The organism is Paenibacillus amylolyticus (assembly GCF_050990605.1).
Classification (GTDB): domain Bacteria; phylum Bacillota; class Bacilli; order Paenibacillales; family Paenibacillaceae; genus Paenibacillus; species Paenibacillus amylolyticus_H.
Genome location: NZ_CP158832.1, coordinates 4,667,907 through 4,683,443, shown reverse-complemented (window position 1 = coordinate 4,683,443; position 15,537 = coordinate 4,667,907). Strand labels below are relative to the sequence as shown.

Genomic DNA, 15,537 nt, shown 5'->3' with positions numbered 1-15,537 from the left:
GAGAGTATAACGATAATCAATGGAAAGGCTGGGATTTCTAATGAAAGCAATTGTGATTGAGAAATTTGGTGGAGCGGAACAATTGAAGGAACAGGAAGTAGCCAAGCCAGCATGTGGAGTGAATCAGGTGTTAATCCGAACACATGCCACGTCGGTGAATCCGGTAGACTTCAAAATCAGACAAGGTGATATGAAAGAAGCAGCGGAGAATTTTCCGTTGATTCTGGGCGGCGATGTTGCGGGTATTGTGGCTGAAGCAGGTTCAAATGTCACGCGGTTCAGAGAAGGTGATCGGGTATTTGCGCGTCCGCGTCAATTCGGAACTTATGCAGAATATGTTGCTGTTGATGCGGATATTATTGCCCGTATACCGGAGCAACTGAGTTTCGAGGAAGCGGCAGCGATCCCGCTGGCTGCGATGACGGCTTGGCAAGCCCTTGTGGATCATGGACGTTTAGGCAAAGGGCAGAAGGTACTCATTCATGCTGGTGCAGGTGGTGTGGGAACATATGCAATTCAGATCGCCAAGTCCCTAGGCGCTGAAGTGGCTTCCACGGCAAGTGAATCAAACGAAGCGTTGCTTCGCTCGTTGGGTGTGGATCATTTTATCAACTATAAAAAAGAAGATTTCTCGGAGGTTCTCTCCGGTTATGATGTTGTACTGGACACTATGGGCGGTGATATTCAGCGCGATAGCTTCAAGGTGTTAAAGTCTGGCGGGCATCTGGTATCCTTGGTGGAACAACCGGATGAGAAGCTTGCCAAGGAAGCCGGAGTAACGGCCAACGTCTTCATGATGGAGCCCAAAGGGGATCAACTGGATCAGCTGGCTGAACTGGCTGCGGAAGGCAAGCTCAAATCGATTATTGATGGAACGTACCCGCTAACTCAACAGGGAGTACGGGAAGCACATGAGAAGAGTGAAACCCATCATACCCGCGGGAAACTGGTTATTCAGGTGCAATAGAATTCATTAACTGGTAGAAGTATTTGGACTCATGAGTCTGATACAGATTGAACCACGCCTGTAATGTTTCTGGTGCAAAGACATTCAACAGCTTCAACACATGCATCGTAAATTCTAACGGAGCTATTCCAGATGCAGTAACTATATTTCCATCGGTTACTGCTGGCTCCGTTTGATAATATGTTTCTCCGGTATAATCGGGGCATACCATCTTCAGGTATTCTAAATCATTGCTTGTATGCTGTCTGGAATCCAGTATCCCTATTTTTGCAAGTGCAACTGTCGCACCGCAAATCGCCGCAATAACCGTACCCTTTTCTATAGAGGAAGCAACTTTTTTCAATAGAGGATCATGGATGGTGTCCATCCAGGTGTTTCCTCCTGGAAGAATGATGACATCGTTACTTTTCAATGCACATTCATCCATAGAAATATGAGGAAGAATGTTTAATCCGCCCATGGTAGTTACCGGATGTTTATCTAGGCCGACCGTTACCACCTGCAAAGGCTCGATCTCTTTTCTGAAATACCTTCCCGAGTTCAATTCAGCAGTTAGATACCCTACCTCCCAGTCTGACATCGTATCAAATACATATAGATATACGTTCTTTGTTTGCATCATGCACACTCCTTTTGTTATTCATAATTGAATGGATTACTCTTGTATTATAAAAAAACTTCACTGACATCTACGGTCAGTGAAGTTTTTAAATTTGAAAATTAGCAGTCCTATGAACCAAGAACGGGACTGCTCCCCAATTGTGGTGGAATAAGATATAATGGGAGAAATTTATTCCATTCTGTGCATGAGGTGATTAGGATGTCCAACGAACTCATTCAAGCTATTCAGTTGTTAAAAGAAAAGAAGTGGGTGGATCTGACCCATACATTTGGACCGGAATCTCCACATTTTTCAGCTTTTGAAGCAGCACAATTCGATACATTGTTTGATCACAAGCAAGGTTTCTTTGCCCAGAGCTTCAAATTTCCCGGTCAATACGGGACACATCTCGATGCACCGATTCACTTCGTTCGGGATACCCGGTATCTGGATGAGTTGGGCTTGAAGGAGCTTGTATTGCCACTTGTGGTCATTGACCAGTCCACCGAAGTAGAGAACAATCCGGATTTCACACTGGATGTGGAGCATATTCTTGAATTTGAAAGAGAGCATGGCGTGATTGAAGCTGGAAGCTTTGTAGCCTTACGTACAGATTGGAGCAAACGGTGGCCTAATCATGAAGCATTTGATAACAAGGATGATGAGGGCAACAGTCATGCACCCGGTTGGTCGGTTAGTGCGCTCATGTTTTTGTTTGAGGAAAGAAAAATAAAGGCCATTGGCCATGAAACCTTTGATACAGATTCGGCCGTGGATTATCAGAAGAATGGAGCACTTCTGGCAGAATATTATGTACTTGCCCAGGATACATATCAAGTTGAGTTGTTAACAAACCTGGATCAGGTGCCAGCTAAAGGCGCAGTAATCTTCAACATTGTGGCGAAGGCGGAGAAAGCATCCGGCTTTCCAGTTCGATCTTTTGCCATTTTGCCGTAAAACAGGGTAGATCGAAGCTTCGTTCCATCTTCTCGGTACTGAAACCGATTGTTTTGAACGCGCACTAATAGATCAATCAGCTACTAACTAAATTAACTGATTTACATATGTAAATAGCAAGGGAGGCGTATTCCGCCTCCTTTTTATGTTGTTACTTTTGATCCGAGTGAGGATCTTGATTAAATCTTTGAGAGATTTTTTTCTCTGTTTTCTTACGCCGTATCCAGCGCTTGAGTAAGCCTTCTTCTTTGCGTTCTTGCAGTGTTTCCTTCAATCCTTGAATCATAAATTCCGATCTTCGTCTGTCATCCCGACTAATCTCGCGTAATTCCTTAATAAATTTGTCGTCCATATCTGCCTCTCGCTTATTCAGGATAATCCCATTATACCGAACGTACGTTCTTTTATCAAGTTTTTCCATTACGAATATTTTCGAGACCAATATAGTGAAAAGAAGCACAGGAACAATGCACGGCATGTGTGAGAATGGTAGGTACTACAAGGTTGAAAATTGAGAGAACGGAAGGAGCGATTCATGATGAAGCAGCGTGAAGGCAGATCGTGGTTACTCATTTTGATGCATGCAATGCTGGGGATTGGGGCGATCGTTGGAGGAAGCATATTAATCATCGACCCAACTGGAAGTATGGTAAATTTGCCCGAATCTTTGTTGCAGAATTCACCGTTTGCCAGTTTTTTGTTCCCGGGGATCATCCTATTGCTTGTTCTTGGTGTAATGCCTGCCATGATTTCCATTGCGCTCATCCGCTACACTCATTGGAAGCTGGGTGAGAGACTTAATCTCTATCCTGACCGCTACTGGGCTTGGACTTTTTCCTTATATACGGGCTTTGCTCTCATCATCTGGATTATGGCGCAGGTGTACTGGATCCAGGATGTCTCTATTATTCACTTGGTCTATTTTGCATGGGGAGTGGGTATTCAAGTGGTGACCTTATTGCCTGCTGTACAGCGAACATATTCGAAATAAATTGCTCCCATGTCGAACAAACAGCTGCCAAAAGAATCGTTGAATGATTCTGTCGGCAGCTGTTTGTTATGGGCATCGAGATAATATATGTTGTTGTATTCATATTGACAAAGAAGTAATATCCTCGCATACTTACGTAATATACTTTATAAAGTGTATTTATTAATAAAGAAAATAAGTACATGTGATGAATATCGCAAAATCATAAATCTGCAGGAACAGGGAGGTGTGCATGGATGGTATACGTTATTATGGCGATTATAATTTGGGCTGGTACCTATGCTAGTATGGTCTTGTCTAAACAGCCGATTGAAGTAAAACCTGTGAAATCGATGGATGATTTGTTTGAGTGAACAGAGCAACTTTGGCGATTCCGATTATTGGCGAGCACGAAGGAACTCGTGAGTTCGAGTAAGGTAGTGCGTTGTGCTATGATATGGAGTGAAATGACATCCATACCATTGCTTTGGCTCCATTGAACCAAAGTAGAAACGAGAGGGTTATGAAAAAAGCCAATGCTACAATGATGAAATACATCAATTTGAATAATGTGCGTGAAGTCATGCAGCAAATCGAGACGGCGACCAAACCGCAATTAGCTTCACTCACCAATCTTAGTGTTGTTACCATTAATGCGCTGATCCAGGAATTATGTGCTGGTGGAGAGTTGTTCCAGGATAAAGTGGTTCCCTCTAACGGCGGTCGTCCTGCTCAGACATATCGATATAATTATAACTTTAAGCTTGCTTTGGTTCTTTACATCAAAGAGATGAAAGGCCAGGAGTTGATTGCAGCAACGGTCATGAATCTGGAGAATAAGGTTGTGCTGAAGGAAGAGAGCATTTTGCCTGCTTTTGATAAACAGCATGTGCTGCAACTTATCGCTCGTTTCGTTGCCGAGTATCCCTCCATTGATATGATTGGCATCGGTATCCCGGGACAAGCCGTCGATGGGGACATTACGGTGAGCAGTCATGAAGAGCTTATCCATTCACATCTGATACGGGAGATCGAGAGCGAGTTCCGACTGAACGTTCTCGTGGAGAATGATGTGAATGCAGCGATTAGCGGGTACTGTACACAGCATGCAGATATGAAGGAACAGAGTGTAGCAGGAATTTATTTTCCGAACCGATATCCGCCAGGTATGGGCATGATGTTGAATGGACAGATGATCCGCGGGAAAAACGGCATGTTTGGTGAGATTAAGTATCTTCCTTATTCACCAGATTGGAAACGTGACATAAGCAAAGATGAATTTGTAGTGCAGGTATGTCATATTCTGCAAACGATCAATGCTGTCGTTGCCCCGCACCAGATTGTCATTTATCAGGAACGTGTGGATAGAGAAGAGCTGGATTTGGGGTGGAAACAATATGGGGAGCAGCATCCCATGCCGTCATTGCCAGAGATTGTACATCAGGACTCGTTCCAGTATGATTTTGATGCTGGGTTACGGGGAATGGTTCTTCAGGCATTGAAATCAAGCATTCTATCCGAAGCCCTATAACCCAACAGGTAGTGTCAGCAGTTTTATTGCATAAGCTAACTCTTGTTGAGGAGGATTCATGATGCGTGAAGAAGAGAGAATGATGAAGGGCATCTTGTTTAGCCCAAGTGATCCGGAATTAAAGACCATCAAAAGGCGGGCTCATAATCTCAGTCAGCGTTACAGTCATACCTTCGAAGAACAGACGGAGGAAAGGAAGGAGATATTGCAACAGCTACTGGGGCAGATCGGTGAAGGCGGATTTATGCAAGGCCCCATCTTCTTTCATTATGGTGTGCATACCCGGATAGGCGATCACTTCTTCGGTAATTACAATCTGACCATACAAGATGATGCACATGTGACGATCGGGGACTATACCAGTTTTGGTCCCAACGTTACGATTGTTACCCCCATTCATCCCATGATTGCCAGTGAGCGGAGACAGATGGTGGATCAGAAGGGTGATGTGAAGTCGCTGTGTTATGCCAAACCGGTCACGATTGGTAACGATGTTTGGATCTCGGCGAACGTCACCGTGTGCGGGGGAGTTACAATTGGAGATGGATGTGTCATTGGAGCAGGGAGTGTCGTGACTCGTGATATTCCACCCCATTCCTTTGCCGCAGGCGTTCCGTGTAAGGTGATTCGCAAAATTACTGAAGCCGACAGCATGCGAAATTACCCCGATATTTTGGCAGATTGCAGCGTGCTTGAAGAGTAAAAAAGCTGTCACCAGGATCGATTGAGATGATCCAGTGACAGCCTTTTTATTAACCGTTTACTTGGAGGCGTGATAGTTGCTCAAGAATTCTTTTACTTTTGCCGGATCAGCTTTCAATTCATTTCCGGTCTGAACGAGTGGGCTTACTGTGGAGTAAGCTTTGAGTTTGTTGTTCTTGTAGAAACTTAAAATCTCATCCTGATTAATGGAGTGCAGAACGGCTTTTCTCAGGTCGCTGCTCTTGGCAACATCACGGTTGGCCGTGTTAAACAGGAGATAAGAAACGGCGTTGCTTGGAATGCTTTGCAGTTTCAGCTTGCTGTCATTTTCGATGATGTCATACTTGGTCTCAGGTACGCCGTAGTATAAGTGAATTTCACTGCTGCGAAGAGCAGAGAGGGCGCTGTCTGCATCCGCGATGAATCGGACATTGACCTGAGCAATTTTCGGTGCATATTCCGTGCCTTTGCGGTATCCCGGATTTTGCAAGAATACAGCTTCATAGTCATTTTTATAAGACAAAATATAAGGCCCGCTAGTATAGAGGGTGTTATTGTATGCTGCGCCTTCAGTTACCGTGTTCTGATCACCGTAAGGAATATCTTTGTTGACGTCAAAGGAAGTTACATCATATGTGTTGATGCTCTCCACCTGTTTTTTGGATACAATCCCGGCAGATTGGTGAGCCAGGTAGTTCAGTACTTGTGGGAAAGGTTCCGTTGTGGTCAGTTTAACGACCTGATATTTACCTGCGCTATTATCTGCTTTGGTTTTGTCAGTTACGAGTTCTGTAATTTTGCTGCCCAGTCCTTGTTCCAATGCTTCGAGGATTGTGCCGTTACCGCTGGATTGTTTAACCGATTGCAATGCACTCAGATCTGTTACAACCTCAGCTTCTTTGATGTGTTCATGCAGACTGTATGTCCGGTGATCCGGAACGGAATCTTTGTTTTTGGCACGATCCAGGGAGAAGATCACATCATCTGCGCCGACACGTTCTCCTGTATCTACAGCTTTTTTGTTATCAATCTTCGCAAAGTTGATATCGTCTCTGAGAATGAAGTAGTAGTCTGAATTACCCTCAGCAATGCTGAAATTATGAGACAGTGACCCTTCTGCTGTCAGCTGATCATCATCTGTGAGGTTAACAAGACGTACATACATATTTGTATTCAACTGGTTGATGGAACCGTCATTTCCTTTGATCGGATCAAGGGAAGTCAGTACGGATGCGCTTTGCGTCAGAATCAACGGATCTTTGGCATTTTTGGAGCTGTCCTTGAACTCAATTGGTTCCCAAGCCATCGCGCGGGATTTGGAGAGACGAACCGTGTCGACATTCAGAATGTCTTTGTTCACAGCCTGACTTTTCAGGGAAATGTACAAAGGAGCGATATAAGCCTGATCGGTTACCAAGCGATCTTCCAATTGTTTATAGGTTTCCTTGTATTCGTCTGGTGTCTGGGTAGCGGCCTGATCAATGAGCTTATCAATCTCCCCATCTGCGAGGATACTGTAGTCTCCACCTGTTTTGAAAAGGGAACGTACCGCATAATCGGGATTTCCCGTTACCGTAGTCCAGCTGGACAAGGCAATGTCATAATTTCCTGCGTCCTGCTGGGATTTGAAGCTACCGTAATCCGGTTGCAGGTTCAGCTTCACATTGAAGCCGTTTTTGGTCAGCTGGTCGCGGACAATGTTTACATCATTTTCGGAAGAACTCATGGCGAGCAGCTCAATGTCTGCCGGTTTTTGTGCAGTTTCTGTGGTGTCCGCTGGTGCGGTCTCCGCCTGGGATTCGGTTTTCGTTTTTACACTGCAGCCGGAAATCACAATGACGAGAATTAATAGCAATGAGATCAGTGTCCGTTTTTTCATGGGATTACCCTCCATATCTAGAATGTGTGATGTGTGAATTTTTATATATTTTCTTCATTTCAACCAATCATTTAGGCCTTCTCCAGTTTGGGATCAAGCGCATCACGCAGACCGTCTCCGAGGAAGTTAAACGAAAGAACCAGCAAAATGATAGCCAAGCCTGGATAAATGGCCAGATAAGAGTGAGTCTCCAGGTATGTGCTGCCCAGCTTCAGAATGTTACCCCATTCCGGAATATGCGGCTCCACGCCGAGTCCCAGATAACTCAGACTGCTGGTAGCAATAACAGCTCCGCCAATCGTGAGTGTAGATTTGATAATCATGGGCGCAAGGGAGTTGGGAATAATGTGTTTGAATATAATCGTACGATTGTTGTACCCCAGTGCACGCGCAGCTTCAACAAATTCAAAAGTAGATACATAGAGTACACTGGCTCTCATCGTACGGGCGTACGTTGGAATGGAACCCAGACTAAGCGCCAGAATAAGATTGACGGTGTTGGCTCCGAACGCTGCAATAATCGCAATGGCGAGCAGAATTCCCGGAATCGCATAGAGAATATCAAGCAGACGCATGATGATATTATCCGTATGCCTGCCGTAGAAGCCGGAGAGCGCTCCGAGGACTCCACCGATCAACACGGGAATGATCGTCGACATGCAACCTACGATCAAGGAGATCCGTGCACCGAATACAATCCGGGAAAATAAACATCGTCCGAAGTCATCCGTTCCCAAGGGATACGCCAGGGAAGGGGATTGAAGCAGAGCGGAATAGTTATTTTCCACAGCCATGCTGTAGTCAAAGGTAAAGAAACTGCAGATGGATATCGAGAACAGAAATATGATAAAAAACAAACCGGACATTGCAGTCATATTCGGAGCAAGGCGCTCCCACAGATCATTCCAGAAGTTTGATTTTTGTTTCCCCTGTCTGCGAATGCGTCCAATGATGGAAATGCCGAGCAATAGTGCAAATACATTACCTGTGATCGAGGTCAGCATCAGCACTACACTGACACCGATCATCCAGCGAGGAAGGATCGAGGTCGCGTTATATCGGGATACGATAATCAGCACAACCAAGTAGATGACCAGAATAAATATCAGCACCGCCATGGCTGGCAGAAAGTTGTCAGCCACATAAGGTTTGAAGATATTTAACGTAGATACACCGATCACGAACAGCTGGGTTAACAGCATGTATACCGCAAAGGTATACTCCACGTTTCTGGATTTTCGAATCAGATGAAAGGCTGCCGTTACGATAAATATATTGCCTGAAATGATAGCAAGCAGCTGAACCGAGGCCAGCCTTCGAGTCAGAGCAGAGACGGTACCGGTGCGAATCAAGTCTTTTCGAATCCGAAACGTGATGACCGTTTGAACCAGTGTGAAAAATAAGTAAATCCCAAGGATCGTTAGCAGAAATGGTTTGAACGTCTGGTCACTCCAGTCATAACTGTTGAACAGGAACAATGCAGTCAAGAGAAGGGATGTGACCCAAGCGAAGCTTGCCTGACTGTATTCGCGAGAAGACTTAAGCCGGAAACGCATTTCTTGTGTTAAGGACGAGTTTGTCATAGTACACCTGCTTTAAGAGGTAGTTCAACACACACTTTAATATTGTTTCATCTTGGAGCGTACTCTTGGATCAATAAAAGCATAGAGCAGATCAACCGCTACATTGATAATGGAGATCGTAATGGCAGTGTAGATTACTCCGCCCATGATACTCGGAATATCGGGAATGAATTGCTTATCCACAATGTAACTGCCGAGACCGCTGATATTGAACACTTTCTCCGTTACTGCTGCCCCACCCAACATGGCTCCGAATTGAAGTCCAACGACAGTTACAATGGGAATCAATGCATTGCGTACTGCGTGTTTCAGCATGACTTGGCGTTCGCTTAATCCTTTGGCACGGGCGGTCATCACATAATCCTCATGAATGATTTCAAGTGTAGAAGACCGGGTCATCCGAGCCACTGCAGCCGTCAGTCCCGTACCCAGCACAATGGTTGGCATAATGATCGACAGCCAGTTCTGCGGGTTGAAGGTGGCAGGAAGCCACTGCATTTTGATCGAGAAGTTCAGAATGAAAATAAGTCCTTGCCAGAAATTCGGGATCGATAGACCAATCAGAGCAATAAACATGAAGGTATAGTCGAACCACGAATTAGGCTTAATAGCAGAGATGATACCAATGGGCAATGCAATGACGAGTGCTAACAGCAGGGAGATGACCGCCAGCGTCAAGGTAATTGGAAACTTCCTTGCAATTGTTGAGGTTACGTCTTCATTTCCTGCAAATGACTTGCCAAGATCGAAGAAGGCGACTCCCTTGATATTGTTCCAGAGCTGTGTAAGATAAGGCTGATCCAAGCCATAGACTTGATTAAATGCTGCAATCTGTTCCTGCGTCGCAGTCTCTCCCAGAATGTTAGCTGCCGGGTTGAACGGAGACAGATACAAAATCGTAAATACGAGTGTGGCTACGCCCAGAATGACAAATACCGTCATGAGTATTCTTTCAAATATGTACTTTAGATAAGGATTGCCATACAAAAAAAGGATGCCATACATCAGACAGCCTGGGATAATGGATATCGTCAAAAACCATGGTTTACCGATCAGTGAGTGGAACGTATCTGCCATTGTAAGACGTTGATTTCCTTGTTCCTGAAGTATACGAGATGTCCGCTCCTTCAATGCTGTCTGAACACTTTCTTCCAACCAATTCTCGGTCTGACGCTTGAATTCTCCCTCACTGACCTGCTGCTGGAAAAAACGATGTTTGCGACGCAGTTGCTCTTCCACTTCCAACCTCAGCTTGTTCCGGTAGGAAGAAGCGAGCAATTCTTGCTCAGCCGCCTGCCTGACAGCTACCCAGCCGTCATTTTTTCGATTCGAACGCCATATTAGAAACACGACCAGATTGATCGGTAATCCAAGAATGAACAGAACATATCGGTAGGAAGGATGAAGCAGCATTTTGCCATAAATAAAACTTAAATTGTCTACCAACCGTGAGATTCTGCTTCCTTCTGCAAAAATCAAACCAAACGTACCTCCTTTCATTCAGGTTTAAATTGCATTATTCCGATTGATATAGTATATATTATTTAGGGTCTAAACAATTGTCAAGGTAATAATTGTATACATATGTGTATGTGAAAAATGGATGAGAGCTGGTGATCACATGGAACCTTTACTGAAAGTTAATGATCTATCTGTCTCTTTTCACTCCGGAGAGAGTGAGTTTCAGGCAGTGCGAGAAGTGAGTTTTGAAGTGCGCAAAGGCGAGACGCTGGGCATTGTAGGAGAATCGGGTAGTGGAAAGAGTGTAACCGCACGTTCCATTATGAGGCTGCTTGCCTCCCCACCTTCGCAGATGAAGAATGGAGAGATTCTGTTCAAAGGGGTCGATCTGGCGAATAAGACACAGAAAGAGATGGAGAGCATCCGTGGGCGTGATATTGGTATGATCTTTCAAGATCCGATGAGTTCTCTTAATCCGACCATTAAAGTGGGGAAACAGATCTCCGAGAGTCTGATCAAACACCAGAAGGTGTCCAAAAGGGAAGCGAAGAAACAGGCGATTGCCATGATGGAACGGGTAGGAATAACTCGCAGCGAAATACGCTACAACCAGTATCCACACGAATTCTCCGGAGGCATGCGTCAGCGGGTTATGATCGGTATTGCACTCGCTTGTCGTCCTGAATTACTCATTGCCGATGAACCGACAACCGCACTGGACGTTACTATACAGGCACAGATTCTTAATTTGATGAAAGACATGCAGGATCAATTGGGCACATCGATTATCCTGATTACCCATGATTTGGGCGTAGTAGCAGGCATGTGTGATCGGGTTGTTGTGATGAAAGAAGGGCAGATTGTGGAAACCGGGACGACGACAGAGATTTTTGCCAATCCCAAACACCCGTATACAATCAGGCTTCTGAATGCATTGCCACGACTGGATCAGAAGAAAAAGCCCAAACCGGTATCATTGGTCCCGAGAGATCTGAAAGATGACCAGCCGTTGCTGGAGGTAAAATCGCTCAAACAACACTTTAATCTGGGCAAAGGGAACACCTTAAAGGCTGTGAATGATATCAGTTTCCATATCCGGCAAGGAGAGACACTCGGTGTTGTAGGGGAATCCGGCAGTGGAAAATCGACCACGGGACGCGCCATTCTGCGATTGCATGAGCCAACAGGTGGGGATGTTTTGTTTAAGGGAGTTCCGCTTAATCGTCTGTCTGCTTGGGAGATGAAAACGATGCGCAGACATATGCAGATTATTTTCCAGGACCCCTATGCATCTCTGAATCCCAAAATGAGGATTATGGACATTATCGGAGAAGCGCTTGATATTCATCAACTTGCGGGCAATGCCGCTCAGCGGGAGAAGCGGGTGGAGGAGCTGCTGGAGATGGTGGGTCTTGATCCCACCCATGCGCAGCGTTATCCACATGAATTCTCAGGCGGACAGCGACAACGGATCGGTATAGCGCGAGCTCTGGCTGTGGAGCCTGAATTCATTGTATGTGACGAACCGCTATCTGCACTGGATGTATCGATACAGGCTCAAATAGTACAACTGCTTGAAGAGTTGCAACAGCGACTCGGATTGACGTATCTGTTCATCGCGCATGACTTGTCCATGGTTAAACATATCAGTGATCGAGTGGCTGTCATGTATAACGGAAAAATTGTGGAGCTGGCCGAGAGTGAAGAACTGTATTCCAACCCGCAACATGCCTATACCAAGGCCTTGCTATCAGCTATTCCTGTGCCTGATCCGGCGATCGAAGCCAAGAAAAAGAGACATGTTGTCAAAGAAGCAGCCAGAGAAAATGTGGAAGTAGAGGACCGTTATAATCTGGAACATTCCCGATGGGTAGAAGTTACGGAAGGACATTGGGTTGCCATATCCGGCTAGTAAGTGCAATATAGAGTCTGTTTTAACTACAAAAGAACCCCGACATTGATCTCCACAGATCATTATCGGGGTTGAGTTTTATGTTTTTCTATAATGGCAGTTAAAATTGATTATTTGAATTGAACCGATTTCTTAATGTTATCAATCTCGGCTTTGGTCTTATCATCCATGTAAGTGAAGATGAAGTTGAAAGCATATCCTTCAATAATCGTACTATAGTAATCTTGAGTAATGGTTGAACCGTCACCTGCATCCATCGTGATTTGCATCAGATCCATCTCTTTACCACCGATCGTTTCCGTTGTCATTTCCTTATAATCGTAAGGGAACTGGCTATCCACCATGAATTTTTTGGTTGCTTCCAGGTAGTCTTTACCTGTACGGATGCCTTGCAGCAAGCTCACTTTCTCAGCAATCGCCATAGCGGAAGGTCCAACTTGACCTCCATCCAATGGGTACTTTGAAGCCATAAGCAGATTCAATGTTTTGGTCTGAGACAGTTCAATTTGTTTTTTCTTCGTTTCATCATCACCAGCAATCGCTTCGGATGAGGCACTTGTCAGTTCATTCATGCCTGCAGCATCCTGGAACTCCCAAGCTTCCGGGAACTTCAGAGATACGCCAAAGTAGTCGTTGGTATAAGAGCCTTTTTCCGTAGTCCCCAGCTCAACGTCTTGGGAGTTCTCGGTTTCCTTCGCTTCTTCACTTGCTGGTTCTGTGTTATCAGTTTCTTCCGTATTTGCTGTTTCTGAATCAGTGCCAGTTGTTGTTTCTGTCGCGGCAGGCTCTTTTGTTGCTGCAGTGTTATCTGCCTTGTCACCGCAAGCGGCTGCAACCAGCATAATCATAATGAGCATTGCGAATAAAGAAGCTTTCTTTGGAATTGTCATATTACCCTCCTGAAATGTGTGTGTTTTCTCTCTTTACATCTTGCCTGTTTCCTAAATTGTAGCACAAACGTTCTCATTTACTACCTATAGGAATCTATAGGGGTCCTTTATAAATAAGACAATCGGCTGGCAATTGAAACAGCTTCCGTACTGGATTGCACACCTAATTTGTTGAAAATCACTTTTTTGTGATGATTCACGGTGCATTCCTTGATTTTTAATTGCAAAGCAATGGCTTTCACGGTGAGACCTTCCGCTATCATTTCCAGAATGGTTAACTGACGCTTGGTGAACTCCACCGTTGGTTTCTCACAAGGTTCAGCAGCCTTTTGACTCTGGTAACTGTTCTGCATATATGCAGGAATCAATTTGGCAATAGCAATCAGCTCGCCCTGCATATCCGCGTTAATGGTGGACACATCGAAATAACCGCAATGCTGCGATCCCATGGAAAGGGGGGAGGCGTAGCAATGCCAGCTTTGGAAATAGGGACTTTCATGCTGCTCGGGCAGCAACAGTACAGGCTTATTGTTGTCCATCGTTTCTGATATGGCGTTTACACCACAGCTCTGTGCAGTGAAGAACATGCCCGGACGAATGGGGGAATCTTCTACTACAGCTTTAAGATCTGAACTGTAATTCATGGAGAGGAGCACACCGTTGGTATCTGTGAGTAGAAAAAGATAAGTGCCCGTTAAATTCTCTTGGATAACCGAGATGCTGTCCTGGAATGCATGAATCAGAAAATGATTGATTTTACGAAGCCTATCCAGACTGGATTTTGGTATATAATCGAACGGGGCCGTTCCTGCTGCATGCGAGCAAGTCGTGGACTCTTCGTGCCGTGTGGCAAATGTAATGGCAGGCATGTTGTTTCCTCCTTGCTGGACAGTATGTTCTCACCCAATCGTTTGAATGACGTGTCCTTCCTGATCCTTGATTTCTGTTTTAACAATCTGAACGAGTATATGATCCAATGAAGGTATCTCGAATGTTCCTTCAACCGGACGCAGGTTCTCTGCCAGTTCCTCAACAATTTGTTTGTTCACCGTCAGGGTAACTTGTCTGTCCGATTCCAATACGGCCGGCTGTTCTCCTGCTTCGAACAGAATATTAGTATCAGGTCCGATCAAGGATAGAGAAACACCTTTCGAAATTCGGCTACGAAGGATGGTACCAACTAATACGGCTTGTTTGGCTCCAAGCTGGAGTTTGGCCGGAACTGTTTTTTGCAGCCATTTTTTGCGAGGGGACTCCCAGCCCAGTTGTTGTATGAATAAAAACGCTGTGCTGGACCCGTCCTGTTCGATTCCATGCTCGACCGCTTGGATAACCGAAGGAATATCTGCGTATGAATTTCTCATCAGATCCGTCACATATTTGGGCATGAACATGGAGGAGGCAGACAGAAAGCCACGAGCATTCCAGCTTTGAATCATTTCCAGTTCCCGACCTGTGATGCCAATCATCTGAATAAATTGCACTGAACCATTAGGCGTAGAGATCGCGGGTAGATCCGGGTCTTCAATAAACGAGAGAGCAGTCAGCAAAGTATCGGACTCCAGACAGATGGGGCCATTAGCGTCCATATAATCTCCTGGCTGAAAGATATTTCCGCTGTTGAATACGTAACGTCCTACATTTTGAAGCAGATTTAGCGCCCAGGCTGGCGGTTCAGTTTCTTCTTCACTGCGTGTAAGACGAAATGTCAGTTCAAAACCATACCCGCTCTTGGATGCATCCTGCATCTCTTTTTCATATAATTCAGAGAAACCGTAGGTAACAAAATGCCAGTGAGACATAGGTGTGTTCACCTCATAAACGCTAATGCCATCAAGTGGATCGGGACCTCCGAGCATATAAGGAATGGAGGTGCCATAATGCTTCGGCTCCTGTTCTCCGTACAGTTCTTCAATAGCTTTGTCAATCGCATCCCAACCGGATGTATTTTCTTCGTGAGTCATTATTGAATCCTCCTTGACTGTTCTTTCCCCCGAAAAACATTTAAAATTAAGTCTACCTGTTACAGAAGTGGTTTCAAGCGGCTTAAGGATGAATTGTGTGATATAGGACCACAGGGTTAC

14 protein-coding genes are annotated in these 15,537 nt (G+C 45.0%); 6 read left to right on the top strand and 8 right to left on the bottom strand.

The genetic code is table 11. The features are described from left to right. The first annotated feature begins 40 nt into the window (after nt 1-40). The gene (locus ABTV53_RS20775) at nt 41-967 is read left to right on the top strand and encodes an NADP-dependent oxidoreductase (RefSeq protein WP_433745971.1); all 927 of its coding nucleotides are present in this window, start codon (nt 41-43) and stop codon (nt 965-967) included. On the opposite strand, the gene ABTV53_RS20770 is transcribed toward ABTV53_RS20775, so the two are convergent. After that, complete coding sequence (locus tag ABTV53_RS20770) at nt 951-1,586, bottom strand: type 1 glutamine amidotransferase family protein (RefSeq protein WP_433754297.1); 636 nt, start codon at nt 1,584-1,586, stop codon at nt 951-953. The two genes, ABTV53_RS20775 and ABTV53_RS20770, sit on opposite strands and share 17 nt — an antisense overlap. A 201-nt stretch (nt 1,587-1,787) precedes the next feature. On the opposite strand from ABTV53_RS20770, the gene ABTV53_RS20765 reads away from it, so the two are divergent. Continuing rightward, nucleotides 1,788-2,525 (top strand): cyclase family protein, encoded by a 738-nt coding sequence (locus ABTV53_RS20765; protein WP_433745968.1) that lies wholly within the window; start codon nt 1,788-1,790, stop codon nt 2,523-2,525. Between the two features lie 151 nt (nt 2,526-2,676). Here the strand turns inward: ABTV53_RS20765 and ABTV53_RS20760 are convergent, their stop codons facing one another. After that, nucleotides 2,677-2,877, bottom strand: a complete 201-nt coding sequence (locus ABTV53_RS20760; RefSeq protein WP_091034774.1) for a hypothetical protein — start codon at nt 2,875-2,877, stop codon at nt 2,677-2,679. A 183-nt stretch (nt 2,878-3,060) separates the two neighbouring features. Here ABTV53_RS20760 and ABTV53_RS20755 point away from each other — a divergent pair, with 183 nt between their 5' ends. From ABTV53_RS20755 to ABTV53_RS20745, 3 genes are all read left to right on the top strand, one after another. Next, the gene (locus ABTV53_RS20755) at nt 3,061-3,516 is read left to right on the top strand and encodes a hypothetical protein (protein ID WP_433745965.1); all 456 of its coding nucleotides are present in this window, start codon (nt 3,061-3,063) and stop codon (nt 3,514-3,516) included. Nucleotides 3,517-4,018: 502 nt separating this feature from the next. Then, on the top strand, nt 4,019-5,026 hold the full coding sequence (locus ABTV53_RS20750) for an ROK family protein (RefSeq protein ID WP_433745962.1): 1,008 nt from the start codon (nt 4,019-4,021) through the stop codon (nt 5,024-5,026). Between the two features lie 58 nt (nt 5,027-5,084). Continuing rightward, a complete protein-coding gene (locus tag ABTV53_RS20745; protein WP_433745960.1) occupies nt 5,085-5,729 on the top strand; it encodes a sugar O-acetyltransferase in 645 nt (214 codons plus the stop codon). 57 nt (nt 5,730-5,786) lie between these two features. On the opposite strand, the gene ABTV53_RS20740 is transcribed toward ABTV53_RS20745, so the two are convergent. From ABTV53_RS20740 to ABTV53_RS20730, 3 genes are all read right to left on the bottom strand, one after another. Beyond that, on the bottom strand, nt 5,787-7,607 hold the full coding sequence (locus ABTV53_RS20740; RefSeq protein WP_433745958.1) for an ABC transporter substrate-binding protein: 1,821 nt from the start codon (nt 7,605-7,607) through the stop codon (nt 5,787-5,789). Between the two features lie 71 nt (nt 7,608-7,678). Then, on the bottom strand, nt 7,679-9,190 hold the full coding sequence (locus ABTV53_RS20735; RefSeq protein ID WP_433745955.1) for an ABC transporter permease: 1,512 nt from the start codon (nt 9,188-9,190) through the stop codon (nt 7,679-7,681). Nucleotides 9,191-9,226: 36 nt separating this feature from the next. Then, nucleotides 9,227-10,690 carry an ABC transporter permease gene (locus tag ABTV53_RS20730; RefSeq protein WP_433745953.1) on the bottom strand — a complete coding sequence of 488 codons (1,464 nt, stop codon included), beginning with the start codon at nt 10,688-10,690 and terminating at the stop codon, nt 9,227-9,229. A gap of 121 nt (nt 10,691-10,811) precedes the next feature. On the opposite strand from ABTV53_RS20730, the gene ABTV53_RS20725 reads away from it, so the two are divergent. Then, nucleotides 10,812-12,563 carry an ABC transporter ATP-binding protein gene (locus ABTV53_RS20725; RefSeq protein WP_433745951.1) on the top strand — a complete coding sequence of 584 codons (1,752 nt, stop codon included), beginning with the start codon at nt 10,812-10,814 and terminating at the stop codon, nt 12,561-12,563. A gap of 110 nt (nt 12,564-12,673) precedes the next feature. Here ABTV53_RS20725 and ABTV53_RS20720 read toward each other — a convergent pair whose 3' ends face one another. From ABTV53_RS20720 to ABTV53_RS20710, 3 genes are all read right to left on the bottom strand, one after another. Then, nucleotides 12,674-13,453 carry a hypothetical protein gene (locus tag ABTV53_RS20720; protein ID WP_433745949.1) on the bottom strand — a complete coding sequence of 260 codons (780 nt, stop codon included), beginning with the start codon at nt 13,451-13,453 and terminating at the stop codon, nt 12,674-12,676. Nucleotides 13,454-13,560: 107 nt separating this feature from the next. Beyond that, on the bottom strand, nt 13,561-14,322 hold the full coding sequence (locus ABTV53_RS20715) for a LuxR C-terminal-related transcriptional regulator (protein WP_433745947.1): 762 nt from the start codon (nt 14,320-14,322) through the stop codon (nt 13,561-13,563). Between the two features lie 30 nt (nt 14,323-14,352). Beyond that, nucleotides 14,353-15,417, bottom strand: coding sequence for a suppressor of fused domain protein (locus ABTV53_RS20710; protein WP_433745944.1), 1,065 nt, complete (start codon nt 15,415-15,417; stop codon nt 14,353-14,355). Nucleotides 15,418-15,537 lie beyond the last annotated feature (120 nt).

Bases quoted from the DNA above. Each gene is read 5' to 3' on its own strand.
- ABTV53_RS20710 (WP_433745944.1), bottom strand. From the start codon at position 15,417: ATGACTCACGAAGAAAATACATCCGGTTGGGATGCGATTGACAAAGCT.
- ABTV53_RS20765 (WP_433745968.1), top strand. From the start codon at position 1,788: ATGTCCAACGAACTCATTCAAGCTATTCAGTTGTTAAAAGAAAAGAAG.
- ABTV53_RS20725 (WP_433745951.1), top strand. From the start codon at position 10,812: ATGGAACCTTTACTGAAAGTTAATGATCTATCTGTCTCTTTTCACTCC.
- ABTV53_RS20775 (WP_433745971.1), top strand. From the start codon at position 41: ATGAAAGCAATTGTGATTGAGAAATTTGGTGGAGCGGAACAATTGAAG.
- ABTV53_RS20760 (WP_091034774.1), bottom strand. From the start codon at position 2,877: ATGGACGACAAATTTATTAAGGAATTACGCGAGATTAGTCGGGATGAC.
- ABTV53_RS20715 (WP_433745947.1), bottom strand. From the start codon at position 14,322: ATGCCTGCCATTACATTTGCCACACGGCACGAAGAGTCCACGACTTGC.
- ABTV53_RS20730 (WP_433745953.1), bottom strand. From the start codon at position 10,690: ATGAAAGGAGGTACGTTTGGTTTGATTTTTGCAGAAGGAAGCAGAATC.
- ABTV53_RS20755 (WP_433745965.1), top strand. From the start codon at position 3,061: ATGATGAAGCAGCGTGAAGGCAGATCGTGGTTACTCATTTTGATGCAT.
- ABTV53_RS20735 (WP_433745955.1), bottom strand. From the start codon at position 9,190: ATGACAAACTCGTCCTTAACACAAGAAATGCGTTTCCGGCTTAAGTCT.
- ABTV53_RS20740 (WP_433745958.1), bottom strand. From the start codon at position 7,607: ATGAAAAAACGGACACTGATCTCATTGCTATTAATTCTCGTCATTGTG.
- ABTV53_RS20750 (WP_433745962.1), top strand. From the start codon at position 4,019: ATGAAAAAAGCCAATGCTACAATGATGAAATACATCAATTTGAATAAT.
- ABTV53_RS20720 (WP_433745949.1), bottom strand. From the start codon at position 13,453: ATGACAATTCCAAAGAAAGCTTCTTTATTCGCAATGCTCATTATGATT.
- ABTV53_RS20770 (WP_433754297.1), bottom strand. From the start codon at position 1,586: ATGCAAACAAAGAACGTATATCTATATGTATTTGATACGATGTCAGAC.
- ABTV53_RS20745 (WP_433745960.1), top strand. From the start codon at position 5,085: ATGATGCGTGAAGAAGAGAGAATGATGAAGGGCATCTTGTTTAGCCCA.